The 17,533-nt window shown below is 71.6% G+C and carries 13 protein-coding genes; 10 read left to right on the forward strand and 3 right to left on the reverse strand.

Annotation, left to right across the window (positions count from 1 at the left end):
- Positions 1-574 precede the first annotated feature (574 nt).
- Together MTQ12_RS12250 and MTQ12_RS12255 are read left to right on the forward strand one after the other, a co-directional pair.
- Positions 575-1,645 (forward strand): endonuclease domain-containing protein, encoded by a 1,071-nt coding sequence (locus tag MTQ12_RS12250; RefSeq protein ID WP_247618830.1) that lies wholly within the window; start codon positions 575-577, stop codon positions 1,643-1,645.
- 150 nt (positions 1,646-1,795) lie between these two features.
- Complete coding sequence (locus MTQ12_RS12255; protein WP_137319181.1) at positions 1,796-2,308, forward strand: GNAT family N-acetyltransferase; 513 nt, start codon at positions 1,796-1,798, stop codon at positions 2,306-2,308.
- Positions 2,309-2,505: 197 nt separating this feature from the next.
- Here the strand turns inward: MTQ12_RS12255 and MTQ12_RS12260 are convergent, their stop codons facing one another.
- A complete protein-coding gene (locus MTQ12_RS12260; protein ID WP_247618831.1) occupies positions 2,506-5,187 on the reverse strand; it encodes a GNAT family N-acetyltransferase in 2,682 nt (893 codons plus the stop codon).
- Between the two features lie 138 nt (positions 5,188-5,325).
- On the opposite strand from MTQ12_RS12260, the gene MTQ12_RS12265 reads away from it, so the two are divergent.
- Positions 5,326-5,910: a DUF5998 family protein gene (locus MTQ12_RS12265; RefSeq protein ID WP_137319183.1), complete on the forward strand. Its 585-nt coding sequence runs from the start codon at positions 5,326-5,328 to the stop codon at positions 5,908-5,910.
- Position 5,911: 1 nt separating this feature from the next.
- Positions 5,912-7,063 carry a nucleotide pyrophosphatase/phosphodiesterase family protein gene (locus tag MTQ12_RS12270; protein WP_247618832.1) on the forward strand — a complete coding sequence of 384 codons (1,152 nt, stop codon included), beginning with the start codon at positions 5,912-5,914 and terminating at the stop codon, positions 7,061-7,063.
- Between the two features lie 68 nt (positions 7,064-7,131).
- Here MTQ12_RS12270 and MTQ12_RS12275 read toward each other — a convergent pair whose 3' ends face one another.
- Positions 7,132-7,659 (reverse strand): GtrA family protein, encoded by a 528-nt coding sequence (locus MTQ12_RS12275; protein WP_247618833.1) that lies wholly within the window; start codon positions 7,657-7,659, stop codon positions 7,132-7,134.
- A 227-nt stretch (positions 7,660-7,886) separates the two neighbouring features.
- Between MTQ12_RS12275 and MTQ12_RS12280 the strand changes: the two genes are divergently transcribed.
- The 6 genes from MTQ12_RS12280 (at position 7,887) to manA (ending at position 16,725) form a co-directional block, all read left to right on the forward strand.
- On the forward strand, positions 7,887-9,047 hold the full coding sequence (locus MTQ12_RS12280; protein ID WP_247618834.1) for a 5-(carboxyamino)imidazole ribonucleotide synthase: 1,161 nt from the start codon (positions 7,887-7,889) through the stop codon (positions 9,045-9,047).
- Positions 9,044-9,559: a 5-(carboxyamino)imidazole ribonucleotide mutase gene (gene purE / locus MTQ12_RS12285; RefSeq protein ID WP_247618835.1), complete on the forward strand. Its 516-nt coding sequence runs from the start codon at positions 9,044-9,046 to the stop codon at positions 9,557-9,559. The genes MTQ12_RS12280 and purE overlap by 4 nt, the downstream gene beginning before the upstream one ends.
- A 20-nt stretch (positions 9,560-9,579) precedes the next feature.
- Complete coding sequence (locus tag MTQ12_RS12290; protein WP_247618836.1) at positions 9,580-10,728, forward strand: acyl-CoA dehydrogenase family protein; 1,149 nt, start codon at positions 9,580-9,582, stop codon at positions 10,726-10,728.
- A 77-nt stretch (positions 10,729-10,805) separates the two neighbouring features.
- On the forward strand, positions 10,806-12,302 hold the full coding sequence (locus tag MTQ12_RS12295; protein WP_247618837.1) for an LCP family protein: 1,497 nt from the start codon (positions 10,806-10,808) through the stop codon (positions 12,300-12,302).
- Between the two features lie 239 nt (positions 12,303-12,541).
- Entirely contained in the window at positions 12,542-15,262 is a 2,721-nt protein-coding gene (locus MTQ12_RS15060) for an NlpC/P60 family protein (protein ID WP_276087764.1), read from the forward strand.
- A gap of 239 nt (positions 15,263-15,501) precedes the next feature.
- A complete protein-coding gene (gene manA / locus MTQ12_RS12310) occupies positions 15,502-16,725 on the forward strand; it encodes a mannose-6-phosphate isomerase, class I (RefSeq protein ID WP_247618838.1) in 1,224 nt (407 codons plus the stop codon).
- A 136-nt stretch (positions 16,726-16,861) separates the two neighbouring features.
- Here the strand turns inward: manA and MTQ12_RS12315 are convergent, their stop codons facing one another.
- A complete protein-coding gene (locus tag MTQ12_RS12315; RefSeq protein ID WP_247618839.1) occupies positions 16,862-17,533 on the reverse strand; it encodes a 3-oxoacid CoA-transferase subunit B in 672 nt (223 codons plus the stop codon).

Here is a 17,533-nt window from a genome sequence, read left to right on the forward strand (position 1 = left end):
CGAAAACGACAGGCTCATCCTACCCGCGAACCCGCCTCGAGCTCGGGATCCCGCGGTTCGCGCCGGGTGCGCGTCGGGCCCGGACCGGCCTGCTCCGGGACTGTGGTGGTTTCGGAGAAGGGTGGTGGCATTGACGGCGGCACACTCAGTCGAAACCACCACACTCCCGAGCGCGAGGCGCGTGCCCGCCCTCGACGACGCGTGTGCAGTATGTGGTGGAAAAGTCGGAACGTGGTGGCATCAACGGTGGCACTCCTGTCCGGAACCATCACGGTCGCGGACGCGAGGTGCAAGGCCGGCTCGGGTACGGCCGCTGGTCCGAGCGGCAGCGGGGTGCGGCGGTGCCCGGGCCCTTCCCGGGGTGCGGCGGTGGCCGGGGCGCATCCCCCTGGGGTGCGGCGCAGCATCCGCGCCGGGGAGCCGGGGTCGTCCACGGCAGACGCGACCGGTGCGCGCATCCTCGGGTCACAGGCGGATGCGGCGCGAGGTCACATCGACCGGTGACGAGGATCGGTCGTCCACAGGTCCGCAAGGCCCCCTCGCACACGCGCGCCGTCCATTCCAGGCTGGGGCCATGTACAACGTCTTCTCCCGAGCTCAGGCCCGGGCCATCGGGATCGAGCCCGCCCTCCTCCAGTCGTCCCTCGCCTGCTGCCTCATCCGGGTCGCCCGCGGCATCTATGCCGTCACCGCAGACTGCTCGCACCCCGCCCATGCGCGGCTCCGGTACTTCCTCGAGGATCCCGCGCTGTTCCTCGCCCGGAGCCGAGGTGCCGCGCCGGATCGCGCACAACCGCACCCGGGCACGCTCTCCCGGTGGGAGCGCGATCGCCTCGACCATGTGGGGTGGCTCGCCTGCACCGGACGGATCGCACCGGGCGACATCGTCAGCCACCGCTCGGCCGCGATGGTGCACGACCTCCCGCTCCTGCCCGGCCGTCTGACCCGGCTCGAGGTCAGCAGCCCGCACGGCAGGATCACCACCCCCGGGCTACGGCGACGAGAGCGGGTCATCGCGGACGAGGACATCGTCGAGGCGCATCCGATCGGGTCGCTCCGGGTGACCTCGCGGGCGCGCACAGTCGTCGACCTCATCCGCGATTGCGGCACGGAGACCGGGATCATGGCCGCGGAGTGCTTTCTCGGGCGCCCCGGTACCGACGAGCACGGGCGCCCGGGACGGTTCCCGCTGCCGGCCGCCGTGCGACAGCGGCGGAAGGCGGTGCTGTGCGATGCGGCCGGTCGACTTCCCGGCTGCTGGGGTGCCGCGCGCCTGCGCAGAGTGCTCGATCTCGGCACGGGGCTCTCGGAATCCCCGGCCGAGGCATTGGCGCTGCTCGGCTTCCACAGCGTCGGTATCGGCGACATCATCCAGCAGGCGGAGCTGTACACGGACCAGGGTGCGTTCATCGGGCGGGTCGACTTCCTCCTCGAGCGCCTCGGCCTCGTCATCGAAGTCGATGGCGAATCGAAGTACCGTGCGTCCGGAACGATCCTCATGGACCGCAGAGCGCTCCTGCGGGAGAAGCGGCGGGAGAACGCGATCCGCGCACTCGGGTTCCGGGTGCGCCGCCTCGAATGGGCGGATGTCATCGATCCGCAGCGCTTCGTGGCAGCCCTCCGCAGCGTCGGGGCCGTGCGCTGACCGACACCTCGCGCGTGGAAGTGTGGTGGTTTCGGTGATGTGTACGAGCGGCAACGGCACCACACTTCGCCGATACCACCACACTCGGATTCGAAGGGGCGAGACGCGCCCGGCCGCGGGCTGCCGGGGGAGCTGTGACAGGGTGGGGCCATGACTGTGCGCGAACTCACCGCGGCCGAGGTGGCCGCCCATGCCGACGAGCTGCTGCGGATCCAGGTCGCGGCCTTCCGCATCGAGGCCGAGATCCTCGGCCACGACCGGATCCCCTACCTCTACGAGACCGTCGAGGACATCACCGCGCCGGGCCTGCGCTGGATCGCCGACGTCGTCGAGCACGCGGATCCGAGCACCGTGAGAACCGGGGACACCGGGAGCATCGACACCATCGCCGAGGTGCGCGGGGCGGTCGTGCTCGCGCAGCGGCAGGCCGGGCTCTTCGTCACGCGCGTCATCGTCGACCCCGCCCACCACCGCAAGGGCGTCGCCTCCGGCCTCCTCGGCCAGGCCCAGGAGCTCGGGCAGCGGCTGTTCGTCATCACCTCGCAGGACAACCCGCCGGGCATCGGGATGTACCGCAAGGCCGGGTTCGCCCGGGTGCGCGACGTCGAGATCGACACCGGGTCGATCCTCACCGAGTACGCCTGGGAGCCCGCTGCCGGCTGAGGGTGCGCCCGCCTCGTGCCCGGCGCGCGGACTGGTGCTGCAACGGTCACCCGCATGCTGGCCCGGCCGGAACGGTGGGACGTCAGATCGAGAGTGGTGGCTTCAACGGTCGCACACCTGCACGAAACCACCACACCCGCGCCCGGCCCGCTGAGCCCGGCCAGCTGAGCCCTGCCGGCCGGCCGGGTCCGCGGGGCTCAGCCTCCGCTCATGCGGCGGCGCTGGGAGTCGATCCGGTCGGCCGAGGCCTCGAGCTCGACCTTGACGCTGAGGATGTGCGAGTCCGACTCGGTGACGACGATCGGCTGGATCTCGACGTCGCGGATCGCCGGGAACGCCTCGACGAGCGCGGACAGCCGCAGCAGGACGTCCTCCGTCGGCTCCATGTTCATCACCGGCAGGCCCTTGTAGCCGAACAGGCGCGGAGAGGCCTTGAGCGAGCGCACGAGCTGGGCGGCGTCGACATCGGTGAGCGGGGCGACCCGGTGGGCGACGTCGTCGAGCAGCTCCGAGGTGTCCCCAGCGAGCGAGAACGACACCATGGGGCCGAGCAGCGGGTCCTCCCCGGCGCGGATCACGCAGGCCGAGCCGGGAGGGGCCATCGCCTGGACGTCGATCCCGTGATCGTCCCCGGGGTCGAGCACCGAGTCGATGACCGCGGAGACCCCGGCCCAGTCCTCGCGCAGCTCCTCGGGGTCGTCGACGTTGAGGCGCACCCCGCCGAGCTCCATCCGGTGGCGCAGCCGCTTGTGCACGGCCTTGAGTGCGACCGGGTAGCCCAGGGTGTCTGCGGCGGCGAGCGCCTCGTCCACGGTGCGGGCGGTGAGGTAGGGGAGGAACTCGAGCCCGTAGGCGCCGAGCAGCGCGCGCGTGTCGTCGCGCCCGAGCAACACGGTCTCCCCGGGCTCCACGCCGGCGAGATTGCGCTCGATGATGTCCCTGGCGGCGCGCGGGTCGACGTTCTCCAGCTCCGGGTAGCGGCCCCGGTCGGACTTGCGCCACATCGCGTACTCGGTGGCACGGGCGAGTGCCCACACGGCGTCCTCCGGTCCCATGTAGCTCGGCACGCTGCGCGCCGCCCGGGACCCGTCCTCCTGCGGCGTGTACGCGGTGAGCTCGTCCTTGACGCCGTGTACCCCGAGGAAGCAGGCGACCGTCGTGATGCCTGAGCGCGCCGCCTCGTCGGCGAGCACCGCGGCGATCTCGCGCTCCTCCGCGCCGGCGGAGGGGGCGAAGGTCACGACGACGGAGTCGACTGTGGGGTCGGCGTACATGTCCTTGAGCGCGGCGGCGAACTCCTCGGCATGCACCTCCGGGTGGAGGGACACCGGGGCGGTCTCCACGCGCAGGCCCTCGGAGCGGGCGCGCTGGACGACGAGTGTGGAGAGCGCCGCGGAGTTGCCCACCACGCCCACCCGCCGGCCGGCCGGCAGCGGCTGGAAGGAGAACACCTGGGCGACGTCGAACAGCTGGTGGATGGTGTCGGCGCGGACGACTCCGGCCTGTGTGAGGACCTGGTCGAGCGCGGTCGCCGACAGGCTCGACACGCGCACCTGGTGGCCGGGCGGGAGCTCGCGGCCGGTGAACGCGGACTTGACGACGATGACCGGCTTGACCTGCGACACCCGGCGGGCGATCCGGGAGAACTTGCGCGGGTTGCCGATCGACTCGAGGTAGAGCCCGACGGTGGCGGTGGCCGGGTCCTCCTCCCAGTACTGGAGGAGGTCGTTGCCGGACAGGTCGGCGCGGTTGCCGGCGGACACGAACGTCGAGATCCCCAGTCCGCGGGTCTTCGCCGCGGCCAGCAGCGCCGTGCCGAGCGCTCCGGACTGGCTGAACAGCCCGAGCGTCCCGGCGTCCGGGAGGAACGGGGCGAGCGAGGCGTTGAGGGACACCTCGGGCGCGGTGTTGGCGAGGCCGAAGGAGTTCGGTCCGACGACGCGCATCCCGTGCGAGCGGGCGGTGGCGACCATCTCCCGCTGGAGCTCGAGGCCGTGCTCACCGGTTTCGGCGAAGCCCGAGGAGATGACGACGACGGACTTCACCCCGCGGGCGGCGCAGTCGCGGACCACCTGGGCGCACGATTCGGCGGGCACCGCGATGACCGCGAGGTCGATCGGCTCGGACACTGCGTCGAGCGAGGGCACGGTGGGGAACCCGGCTACGGAGTCGGCCTCCGGGTGGACGACGGTGATGGTGCCGGTGAAGCGGGCAGCGGTGAGATTGCGCAGGAGCAGGTTGCCGGTGGAGTTGCGCTTGCGGCTGGCGCCGATGACGACGACCGAGCCCGGGTGGAGGATCGAGCGGACGCTCTTCGCCTCCGCTCGGTGCTCGCGGGCCTCCTGCACCTGGATCGACTTCTCCGTCGGGTCGATCTCGAAGCGGACGGCGACGACGCCGTCGTCGAATTCGCGGGAGACCTCGTACCCGGCGGCGGCGAACACCTGGAGCATCGAGCGGTTCTGGGGGAGGACCTCGGCGGTGAAGACCTCGAGGCCGCGCTCGCGGGCGGCCGCGGCGAGGTGCTCGAGGAAGATCGACCCGATCCCGCGCCCCTGGTGGGCATCGGCGATGTTGAACGCGACCTCCGCGGCGGTGTCGTCGATCCGGTCGTAGCGGGCGACGCCGATGATCTCCTCGCCGATCGTCATGACGAAGGCCACCCGGTCGCGGTGGTCGACCTGCACGAACCGGGCGAGGTCCTTCTCCGGGAGCACCGGCAGCGGAGCGAAGAACCGCAGGTAGATCGACTCCGGCGACTGCTTGCTGTGCATGGTCTGGATGCCGTCGGCGTCCGAGGGGCGGATGGGCCGCACGTGCGCCGTCGCTCCATCGCGCAGCACGACATCGGCTTCCCAGTACGACGGATAGGGTTCCATGCACCCAGCATAGTGATCCGCACGGACCCGGTCACCACCGCCGCGGGAGTTCGCTGACGCGGAGCCCGCGGCGGTCCCGGCGGGCGGATGCGTCCCTCCGGATCGGCCGTGTCCGCGCCCTGCGGCACAATGGTGCCCATGGCTCTTCCGAAAACTCTCGCCTCCGACCTGCAGGCCGCGGGCTACTACCCGCAGCTCACCGGCAGCATGCTCATCGAAGCGCTGTTCGGAGAGGACATCCTCGCCCACTACGTCCACATGGACACCCACGTCGACCTCGACGCGATCCACCGGCACGTCACCGCCTTCCTCGTCACGCCGACCCGGCTCCTCCTCGCCCACGTCGACGACGAGCCCGACGCCGTCCCCGGCCACCGTCCGCGCGGGGTCACGTCGACGGAGGACATCCCGCTCGAGCGCCTGCGCACCGTCCTCATCAGCCGCACCTACGAGGACCCGGCGGAGTACCGGTCCTCCGACCGGCCGGTCGAGGTCGCGATCACCCTGGGCTGGGGTGCAGTGCGCCGCATCGAGACCTTCCCGGAGACCTGTGGGGACCCCGACTGCGACGGCGACCACGGCTACAGCGGCTCCCTGTTCTCCGAGGACGTCACCCTGCGCGTGTCCGCCCAGGCCGAGGGGCAGGGCGCGGTCGACCGGGCCGAGGACTTCGTCCTGCAGCTGCGCCGCGCGGTGTTCGCCGCCCGCCGGGCGGCCTCCTGACATGCGCACCGCCCCGCCCGACTACGCCTCCGCCGCGCTCCTGTCCGACCTCGTGCCGGCCGCCGCGCTCGGCCTCGGCGCCGGGGAGATCCTCGACACCGGCGTCCGGGAGCGCGCCGCGCGCCTCGGCCTCGACGCAGAGGTGCGGGTCGCCGTCGTCGTGCTCGTCGACGGGATGGGCGCCCGCCTGCTGCGCGACCGCGCCGCCCATGCCCCGTTCCTCCGGGGCCTGCTGCCCGACGCCGGGGCGCTGAGCGCCGGCTTCCCCTCGACGACGGCGAACTCGCTGTCCTCGCTCGGCACCGGGCTGCTGCCGGGATCCCACGGCGTCATGGGCTACCGTCTCCTCGACCCGGACCGCGACGTCGTGTTCAACCAGCTGACCTGGGACCCCGAGGTCGACCCCGAGCAGTGGGTGCCCGACGCCACCCTGTTCGAACGGCTCGGCGATGCCGGGGTGGACGTCGTCAGCCTCGGCGAGCCGAAGTTCGCCGGGCGCGGCCTCAACCAGGCATCGCTGCGCGGCGGTCGGTTCCGCGGCTCGCAGACGTTGAGCGAGCGCGTCGACCACGCCCGCGAGGAGATCCGCCGGCCGGGCCGCCGGCTCGTCTACCTCTACTGGGGGAACCTCGACAAGACCGGGCACGTCCACGGGGTGGACTCCTGGGAATGGCTCGAGGAGCTCGAGCACCTCGACGATCGGCTCGCCGCGCTCGCCCAGGCGCTCCCCGCGGATGCCGAGCTCCTCATCACCGCCGACCACGGCATGGTCGACGTGCCCCACGACTCCCGGATCGATCTCGCGGAGACCCCGGAGCTGCGGGCGGGGGTGCGCGCCATCGGCGGTGAGCCGCGCGCCGTCCACGTCTACGCGCAGCCCGGCGCCGCGGCCGAGGTGCGCGCCGCCTATCGCAGCGTGCTCGGTGAGCGTGCCCTCGTGCTGACCCGGGACGATGCGATCGGCCGGGGATTCTTCGGTCCCGTGCGGCCGGTCAACCGGGCTCGGATCGGCGACCTCGTCGTCGTCTGCGACGCGGGTGTGGGGATCATCGACTCCGAGCACGACTCGCCGGCGGCGCTCGCGCTGCTCGGCCACCACGGCGGGATCACCGAGCGCGAGCTCGAGATCCCGCTGTTGCGCGCTCGCGGCTGAGCCGAGCGCTCAGGACCTCCGAGCCGAGCTGCGCAGCACGGCGCGCGGCTCGGTCACCGGTGTGCTCCTCAGTGCGCGCCGTCGGGCTCGGTCCCGGTGTCGACGGCGGGGCTCCCGGCCCCGCCCGCCGCTCCGGTCCCCTCCTCGAAGCGCAGCACCTCACGGCGCCGAGCGGGCCGGCGCGGTCCGACCCGGTAGATCACCGAGCGGTACATGAGATAGCGGAAGATGTTGCCCAGGCCGACGCCGATGACGTTGGCGGAGATGTTGTCGGCGAGCGCGGAGCGCAGGCCGAGCACATAGTGGGAGAACCACAGGCAGGCCATCGCGATGAGCAGGCCGCCGGCGTTGACGAGGAAGAACCACATCGCCTCCTTGCCCGCCGAGCGGTTCCGCCCGTCCTTGAACGTCCAGTACCGGGAGCCGATCCAGCTCACCGTGGTGGCGACGGTGACGGAGATGATCTTCGCCCACATCGGCCCGATCCCCACCGCCTCGAGCCGCAGAACGTTGAACAGGGTGAAGTCGACGATGAACGCGATGCCGCCGACGACGGAGAACTTGGCGACGCGCTCGGCCTCCTTGCGTAAGCGCATCCCGTACCCGTCCGTCGTCCGATGAATGAAGAACCGGGACCGGTGCCCGCGGAGCAGCGGCGTTCCGTGCGTGCTGCACCGGGGCGGCGCCCGTGAACCGTGCGGCAGAAGTCCCCGCACAACGGTACCGGAACCCGCCTGGGGGCCCGCTGTGGGACACCCGCCCGCGCGGCGCGCCGGGGAGGCCGTGCGCGCCGGCGGCGCCGTTCCCTCGCTAGAGTGGAGTGGTGACTTCTCCCGTGATCGGCGTCATCGGCGGCGGCCAGCTGGCCCGCATGATGGCCCCCGCAGCAGAGGCGCTCGGCGTGGGCTTCCACGTCCTCGCCGAATCCGCCCAATCGTCCGCCGCGCAGGTCGCCGGCCGCGTCACCGTCGGCGACCACACCGACCTCGCGGCCCTCCAGGCCTTCGCCGACACCGTCGACGTCATCACCTTCGATCACGAGCACGTGCCGCCGGAGCACCTGCGCGCCCTGCAGGCCGCCGGCCACGCCGTGCACCCGGGGCCCGACGCGCTCATCCACGCGCAGGACAAGATCGTCATGCGCCGGCGGATGGACGCCCTCGGCCTGCCCAATCCGCGCTGGGCGGAGATCTCCACCCCGGAGGACCTCGAGCGGTTCGGCGCGGAGGTGGGCTTCCCCGTCATCCTCAAGACCCCGCGCGGCGGCTACGACGGCCACGGCGTGCGGGTCGTGACGAGCGGCGCGGACGCCGTCGACTGGCTCGGCTCCCACCCCGTGCTCCTCGCGGAGGAGAGGATCGACTTCATCCGCGAGCTCGCGGTCATGGTCGCGCGCTCGCCGATGGGCCAGACCGCGGTCTGGCCGGTCGTCGCCACCTATCAGCAGGACGGCGTGTGCAAGGAGGCCGTCGCACCGGCGCCCGGGCTCGACCCGGAGCTCGCGCGGCGGATCACCGCCGACGTCCTCACCGTCGCCGGCGCCCTCGACGTCACCGGGGTGATGGCGATGGAGATGTTCGAGACCCCGGACGGCTACCGGATCAACGAGCTCGCGATGCGCCCGCACAACACCGGCCACTGGACCCAGGACGGCTCGGTGACCTCCCAGTTCGAGCAGCACCTGCGGGCTGTGCTCGACCTGCCGCTCGGCGACCCGAGCGCCCGCACCCCGGCCACCGCGATGGTCAACGTGCTCGGCGCCGACCGCGACGATCTCTACTGCGCCTACCTCCACGTGCTCGCCCACGACCCGCAGGTCAAGGTCCACATGTACGGCAAGTCGGTGCGCCCGGGCCGCAAGCTCGGCCACGTCAACGTCTACGGCGACGACGCCGCGGCCGTGCTCGCCCGCGCCCGGCACGCTGCGGACTTCATCGCCGGGGTCGACACCGATCCCGAACCCGAGCGGAAGGACACCGCATGAGCACCCCGACCGTCGGCATCGTCATGGGCTCGGACTCCGACTGGCCGACGATGGCCGCCGCCGCGGACGTCCTCGACGAGCTCGGCATCCCGTGCACCGCCGAGGTGGTGTCAGCCCACCGGATGCCCCACGACATGATCGAATGGGGCGCCACCGCCGCCCAGCGCGGTCTCGACGTCGTCATCGCCGGGGCCGGGGGGGCGGCGCACCTGCCGGGCATGATCGCCTCCGTCACCTCGCTGCCCGTCATCGGGGTGCCGGTGCCGCTGGCCCACCTCGACGGCATGGACTCGCTCCTGTCGATCGTGCAGATGCCCGGCGGGGTGCCGGTGGCCACGGTGTCGATCGGCGGGGCGAAGAACGCCGGCCTGCTGGCGGCGAGGATCCTGGGAATCGGCCGCGACCCCGAGGCGCAGCGCATCCGGGCCGCGCTCGACGACTATCGTGAGAACCTCCGGGCCGTCGCCGAGGCGAAGGGTGCGGCGCTGTCCGAGCGCCGCCGGCAGACCTGAAACCGTATGTGAGGAGCAGCATGTTCGATCTCTACCAGCTCAGCGAGGACCACGAGGAGCTCCGCCGGGCCGTCCGTGACGTCGTCGACAACCGCATCACGCCGTACGCCGCGGAGGTCGACTCCGAGGCGCGCTATCCGCGCGAGGCGCACGAGGCGCTCGTCGCCACCGACTTCTTCGCCCCGCACATCGGCGAGGAGTACGGGGGCGTGGGGGCCGATGCGCTCGCCGTCGCGATCGTCATCGAGGAGATCGCGCGCGGCTGCGTGTCCTCCTCTCTCATCCCGGCGGTGAACAAGCTCGGGTCGATGCCGGTGCAGATCGGCGGCAGCGAGGCGATCAAGGCGAAGTACTTCCCGCGGGTCGCCTCCGGCGAGTGCGGGTTCTCCTACGGGCTGTCCGAGCGGGAGGCCGGCTCCGACACCGCGGGCATGCGCACCCGTGCGGTCCGCGACGGCGACGACTGGGTGCTCAACGGTGTGAAGACGTGGATCACCAACGCCGGGGAGAGCGAGTTCTACACCGTCATGGCCGTCACCGATCCCGACGGCCCGCGCGGGCGCAACATCACCGCGTTCGTCGTCGAGAAGTCCGACGAGGGCTTCACGTTCGGGGAGAAGGAGCGCAAGCTCGGCATCAAGGGCAGCCCCACCCGGGAGCTGTTCTTCGAGAACTGCCGGATCCCCGGCGACCGGGCGGTCGGCGAGGTCGGCGACGGGCTCAAGATCGCGCTCAAGACCCTCGACCACACGCGGGTGACCATCGCCGCGCAGGCCGTGGGTGTGGCGCAGGGCGCGCTCGACTACGCGATCGGCTACATCAAGGAGCGCAAGCAGTTCGGCAAGCACATCGCGGACTTCCAGGCGATCCAGTTCATGGTCGCCGACATGGGGATGAAGCTCGAGGCGGCCCGCCAGCTCACCTACGTCGCGGCGGCCAAGAGCGAGCGCGACGACGCCGACCTCGGCTTCTTCGGGGCGGCGGCGAAGGCCTATGCCTCCGACGTCGCGATGGAGATCACGACCGACGCCGTGCAGCTGCTCGGCGGTGCCGGCTACGTGCAGGACCATCCGGTCGAGCGGATGATGCGCGATGCGAAGATCACGCAGATCTACGAGGGCACGAACCAGGTGCAGCGCCTCGTCATGGGCCGCAAGCTGCTCGCCTGAGCCGCCCCGCGCCACCCGCCCCGCGCCGGCGCCCCCGGCCGACCGCCGACCGCACGCAGAGATCCGACAGGTGAGGGATGCCCCGCACTCCGAAGTACACCGACCCGATCCGCTTCCCCCAGTACGCGGACCGGAGCACCCGTGATGTGCGCGGCTGGATCCTGCTCGTCTCCACGATCCTGCTGCCCGGCAGCGTGCAGTCGCTGTTCGGCGTGCGCCGGTTCGCGCGGTTCGCGCTCGGACTGTCGCTGGCGACCTGGGCACTCGTCGTGCTCGTCGGGCTCGCCGCACTCCTGCGCCGGCAGCTCGTGTTCACCCTCGCCACGAACCCGCTCGTGCTCGGGCTGCTGACCCTGTGGGCGCTCGTGCTCGGAGTGGTGTGGCTCGTCGCGCTGGTCGACACGGTGCGCCGGATCCGGCTCGTCGGGCTGTCGCCGCGCACCTGCCTGGGAGTCGTGGCCGCGGCGCTCGTCAGCGTGCTCGTCATCGGCGGCGGGCTCGCCTGGGGCACGGTGACGCTCAACAGCCAGCGGCAGCTCATCAGCGAGATCTTCGCCGGCGGGCTCGGCGTGCGCCCGAGCGACGGGCGCTACAACGTCGCCCTGCTCGGCACCGACGCCGGCAAGGGGCGCGAGGGCATCCGGCCGGACAGCATCTCCCTCGTGTCGATCGACGCGGACACCGGGGAGTCGGTGATCATCGGGCTGCCGCGCAACCTCCAGAACGTCCCCTTCGCCGAGGACTCCCCACTGCGGTCTCAGTACCCGCAGGGCTACGACTGCGGCGACGAGTGCCTCATCAACGCCGTCTACCAGCTCGGCGAGCAGCACCCCGAGGGGTTCGACGACGGCTCCCCGGCCGGCGCCCAGGCGATGAAGGACGCGATCAGCGGGGCGACCGGGGTCGACGTCCACTACTACGCGATGATCGACCTCAAGGGCTTCGAGAGCCTCATCGACGCGATGGGCGGCATCTCCCTGGTGTCCGGGAAGCGCGTGCCGATCTCCGCGCCGGTGGACAAGGCGACGGGGAAGCACGGCCCGGTGCGCGGCTGGATCGAGCCCGGCGAGCTCCACCTCGACGGCTTCCACGCCCTCTGGTACGCCCGCTCGCGCGAATTCGCGAGCGACTACGAGCGGATGGTCCGCCAGCGCTGCGTGCAGGAGGCGATGATCGCCCAGCTCGACCCGGCGACCGTCCTCACCCGCTACCAGTCGATCGCGCAGGCCGCGCCCGAGGTCGTGTCCACCGACATCCCGCAGCTCCAGGTCGACCGGTTCGTCGACCTCGCGCTCAAGGCGAAGTCGCAGAAGATCCGCTCGCTCAACCTCACCCCGCCCGAAGTCGTCCCGGCCGACCCCGACTACGCCGCGGTCCACGCTCTCGTCGCCGAGGCGCTCGAGCCCGCCGAGGCGCGCGCCGCCTCCCCGGACGAGCCGGCCGTGCTCGCCGCCGGAGCCGCTCCCGCAGGGCTCGATCCGGTCGCCGGAGCCGTGCCCGGGGCGGTTCTCGCCGCCGCCCCGACCGAGGGAGGAGAAGACGAGAAGGACCGGGCCATCTGTTACGTGCCCTGAGGTCCTCCCGGCATTCTTGAGGTTTCCTGCCGGAATCCTCGAAAAACTTTCAGCCGCGTGTCGCCGCGAGATCTCGCGGAACGACATCCGTGTAACTCGGCTCTGCGTCGAAAAATCCAGTCCGACACGCCGAAAAGTGTGTAACAATTCTGAGATGTTGAGCTGATTCGTCATCCTTCCAATGACGAGTTCATCTCGTGAAGCCTCTCTTCCCTGACTTCCTCGAAAAGGCTGAAACGATGAGATTTGCACTGCCCATCGTGGCATCGTGCGCATCCGCGGTGATGGTCTCGACCCTCGGGTTGACCGTCCCCGCCGCTGCCGCAGGATCCGCCACCGTCACACCGACCATCGACGAACACGCGCTCACCGAGGTGAGCGAGGACGGTCTCGATGCGCCCGGTGCGCGCGAGTCCTCGCTCGTCACCACGCAGGTCACCAACTCGAGCACGACCAACCTGCCGAACCTCCTGCGGTCCCCGAGCGCCGTGAACGCGCTCGGCATGGCGCCGCTGGGCACCTTCGGCTCCGGCAGCACGGCGATCTCGCCCGTGTCGCTGCAGGAATCGCAGCCGCGGACTCCGAGCGGATCGGCGCCCGCGGAGACCTCTCCGGAGCCCGCGGAGACCCCGGACATGTCCGGCGGCGTCCGCGAGAAGACCGAGGACGGCGTCAACATCGCCGCGATCTCCGACGTCCTCGAGGTGCCGGAGTCCCGGTCCTCCGTCGTCGGCGTCACCTACGACACCGAGACCGAGGTCACCGTCGAGGTCCGGATCCGGACCGGCGAGGGCTGGTCCGCCTGGGACGAGCTCGAGGAGGACGTCGTCGGTGAGGGCACGCCCGGCACCGAGCCGTTCGTCGTGAGCGGCGCGAGCGAGGTGCAGATGCGCGTGCTCGGCGACGCCGCTCCCGAGGACGCGCGCCTCCTCGTCATCGACCCCAAGCACTCCGCCGCCGACCAGCAGGCCGTCGAGCAGAACGCCCCGGTCGCCGCACCGGCACCGGGCGCCGAAGCGCCAGGAGAAGCCGCCGCCGAGGGTGCCGCCGCCGGGGCCGAGGGCTACGCCGCCCAGCCGGCCGCCGCGGTCCCCGCGACCGCCGCCCCGGGATCGGCCACCGCCCAGACCGTCGCGGTGAAGAAGGTCTCGAAGCCGAAGATCGGCTCGCGCAAGTCGTGGGGCGCCAATGAGCGCCTGCGCAAGGGCAAGGCGTCCTACGCACCCAAGGTCCGCGCCGCCGTCGTCCACCACACCGCCGGCTCCAACAGCTACAGCGCCGGCGACGTGCCCGGCATCCTGCGCGGCATCTACAGCTTCCACACCAAGGGCCGCGGCTGGTCCGACGTGGGCTACAACGTCCTCGTCGACAAGTACGGCCGCCTCTGGGAGGGCCGCGCAGGCGGCGTCGACCGCGCGGTGATCGGCGCCCATGTGGCCGGCTACAACACCGGGACCTTCGGCATCTCCGTCATGGGCTCCTACGGGAGGTCGGCTCCGCCGCAGGCGGCGATCAACGCCGTCAACCACGCGATCGCCTGGAAGCTGTCGGCCAGCGGCGTGTCCGTCAAGGACCGCGCGACCGTGGGCGGACGCAGCATCCCGGCAGTCGTCGGACACCGCGACCTCGGCTCCACCTCGTGCCCGGGAGCGGCGTTCTACTCGAAGTTCGGCAGCATGCGCAAGGACATCGAGAAGCTCCAGCAGGGCGGCGCACCGGCGGCTCCCGAGAAGGAGACCCCGAAGCCCGCGCCCAAGAAGACTGCGATCGACACGCACTACGAGGGCAAGGAGAAGGTCCTCGGCAAGCCCACCTCGAAGGAATGGGACCTCGCCGGCGGCAAGGTGAAGAACTTCGAGCGCGGCTACATCACCTGGTCGAAGGCCACCGGCCCGCAGGTGATCTCCGGTGCGATCGCCACGGCCTGGAACGGTGCCACCCGCACGAAGCTCGGCCTCCCGGTCACCGGGGAGCAGGGCGGCCTCAAGAGCGGCGGCGCCTATCAGAAGTTCCAGGGCGGCTCGATGCACTGGTCGTCGAAGTCCGGCGCCCAGCCGACCTGGGGCATCCTCCAGGGCTACTGGGCCTCGAAGGGCTACGAGAACGGCCACATCGGCTATCCGAAGTCCGCGCCGCAGTGCACCGACGGTCGGTGCGAGCAGCTCTACGAAGGGGCCCGGCTGGTCTGGGCCGAAGGCTACGGGGTGACGGAGTTCTCGCCGCGCGGCGACATCTCCGCAGGGGCGCGCGATCTCAACGCGTCCCAGCCCGGCTCCGCGGACGACGAGTCCGCGGAGCCCGGCTCCGGGCCTGCTGGACCCGGGGAAGGTTCAGCAGACCAGGAGACCGAGCAGTCCCCGGCACCCACACAGACCCCGGCGCCGGCTCCGAGCGAGGAGCCGAGGCAGGAGACTCCGAGGGCCGAGGAGCCGAAGCAGGACGAGTCCGAGAAGGACGAGTCGAAGAAGGACGAGTCCGAGAAGGACGAGTCGAAGAAGGACGAGTCCGAGAAGGACGAGTCGAAGAAGGACGAGCCCGAGAAGGACGAGTCGAAGAAGGGCGAGCCCAAGGAGGAGAAGCCGAAGAAGAGCGCCGAGCAGATCGAGAAGGAGAAGCGCGACGCGGTCATCGCCACGGCCAAGAAGCACCTCGGCGTGAAGTACCGGTGGGGCGGGACCTCGCCGCGCTCCGGCTGGGACTGCTCGGGCTACGTGCAGTACGTCTACGCGCAGAACGGGATCAAGCTGCCGCGCTCCTCCGGGGCGCAGAAGGCGGCAGGGGAAGTGATCCCGGCCTCGCAGGCGAAGCCCGGCGACCTCATCTGGATCCCCGGTCACCTCGGGATCGTGTCCGAGACCGAGGGCCAGATGTACGACGCGGGCTCGACCCGCACCAACACGAGCAAGCGCAGCTACGACTGGATGCTCAAGCGGGGTGCGGTGTTCGTCCGGGTGATCTGACGGACCGGACTCCGATGGGGCGGTCGGCATGCGAAGAGCATGCCGGCCGCCTCGTGCGTGGCCCGGGCGTGCAGCGCTCCCGGCCTCCCGGCACCACCTGAGCCCCCGAGCCGCTCCCGGCCCCGCCCCGGGTTCCCCCGGTTTCGCGACCCCGCGCGCTCTCGCTTAGGCTGACCGAGGCGAACAGGGCGGTCCCGCGGGGGCGCCGGCCGGCGGACGGAGAACAGGGAACGACGAGGATGCAGAAACTGACGAACACGGTGCGCGACTACGCCTGGGGGAGCCCGACGGGGATCCCCGAGATCCTCGGGCGCGAGCCCGACGGCACGCCGGCCGCGGAACTGTGGATCGGCGCCCACCCCGGAGCGCCCTCGGGCGTCGAGGACACGGATCTGCGCGAGTGGATCGCGCGGGACCCGCACACGCGGCTCGGTGCCGGCTCGGTGGACGTCTACGGGGAGCGGCTGCCGTTCCTCCTCAAGATCCTCTCCGCCCGGACCGCGCTCTCGATCCAGGCGCACCCCTCCCGGGGGCAGGCGCAGGCCGGGTACGCGCGCGAGGACGCCGCGGGAGTCCCGGTCGACGCTCCGCATCGGAACTACCGCGACACCTGGCACAAACCGGAGCTCATCCATGCGCTCGGCGACTTCGACGCGCTCTGCGGCTTCCGCCCGCTCCCGGCGATCCGGGCCACCGTGGAACGCCTGCGCGCCGCGGCCTCCCCGGCCGACCGCCCGCTGCTCGAGGCCTGGCTGACCGCGCTCACGCCCTCCGGCGGGCAGGACGACGAGGCCGTGGCGCTGCGGGCGGCGACCGATCTGGTGCTCGGCCGCGCCGCCGAATACGGACCGCTCGCCGATCGCCTCGCCGCCCTCGACCTCCCCGGCGTCGGTGCGGACCATCCCTGCAGGCAGGGCAGCGCGGTCGACCCGCAGGACACCCTGCGCGAGGTCACTGCGGACTTCCCCGGGGATGCGGGGACTCTCGTCGCGCTCATGCTGCGCCGCCTGCGGCTGCGAGCCGGGGAGTCGCTCGCACTCGACGCGGGGGTGCTCCACGCCTACCTCGGAGGCCTCGGGGTGGAGATCATGGCGTCCTCGGACAACGTGCTGCGCGGCGGGCTGACGAGCAAGCACATCGACCTCGCGGAGCTCGACGCGGTCGTCGTCTACGACAGCGTCGAACCGCAGCGGGCGGCGCCCGACGCCCGCGGGGTGGTGCGCGGGGCCACCGACGACTTCGCCCTGCAGCGCATCGACTCCGCCGCCGACCTCCCGATCGCGCGCAGCGGCGCAGCGATCCTCCTGTGCACCGCCGGCGGCTTCACCGTGCGCAACGGGGAGGAGAGCACGGAGCTCGCCGGCGGGGACAGCGTCTTCGTCGGCGCCGACGAGCCGCTGCCGCACGTCACCGGCACCGGGCAGCTGTTCGTCGCGACCACTGGCCTGCCCGCACCCGCCTGAGCGGCACCTGCCTGAGTGCCGGCCGACGGCCGCGCACACGACAGTGGGGCTTTCGGTGGTGTGTGGGGGCATCAACGCCACCACACACCACCGAAAGCCCCACAGTTGCGCAGGGGAGGCTCCGGGAGGCCGGAGCTCAGCTCACGTGGGCGGGGACCTCGATCTCGGGGACCTCGTCGGGGATGTCGAGCCTCGCGCCGGTCTTCTCGGTGATCTCCTCGACGGTCACGCCGGGAGCGCGCTCGAGGAGGCGGAACCCGGTGCCGGTGACGTCGAGCACCGCGAGGTCGGTCACGACCCGCTCGACCACGCCCTTGCCGGTCAGCGGCAGCAGGCAGGTGTCGAGGAGCTTGTGGGAGCCGTCGCGGGCGACGTGCTCCATGACGACGATGACCTTCTGCGCCCCGTGGACGAGGTCCATCGCCCCGCCCATGCCCTTGACCATCTTGCCCGGGATCATCCAGTTCGCGATGTCGCCGTTGCCCGCGACCTGCATCGCCCCGAGGATCGCGGCATCGATCTTGCCGCCGCGGATCATCCCGAAGCTCGTCGCGGAATCGAAGAAGCTCGCCCCGGGCAGCACCGTGACGGTCTCCTTGCCCGCGTTGATGAGATCCGCGTCGAGCTCCTCGGCGGTGGGGTAGGGGCCGACCCCGAGGATCCCGTTCTCCGACTGGAGCACGAGGTGCACCCCGGCGGGCACGTAGTTCGGGACCAGGGTGGGCAGCCCGATGCCGAGGTTGACGTAGGAGCCGTCGGCGAGCTCGGCGGCCGCGCGGGCGGCCATCTGGTTGCGTGTCAGTGCCAT

The sequence above is a fragment of the Brevibacterium sp. R8603A2 genome, from assembly GCF_023072605.1.
Classification (GTDB): domain Bacteria; phylum Actinomycetota; class Actinomycetes; order Actinomycetales; family Brevibacteriaceae; genus Brevibacterium; species Brevibacterium pityocampae.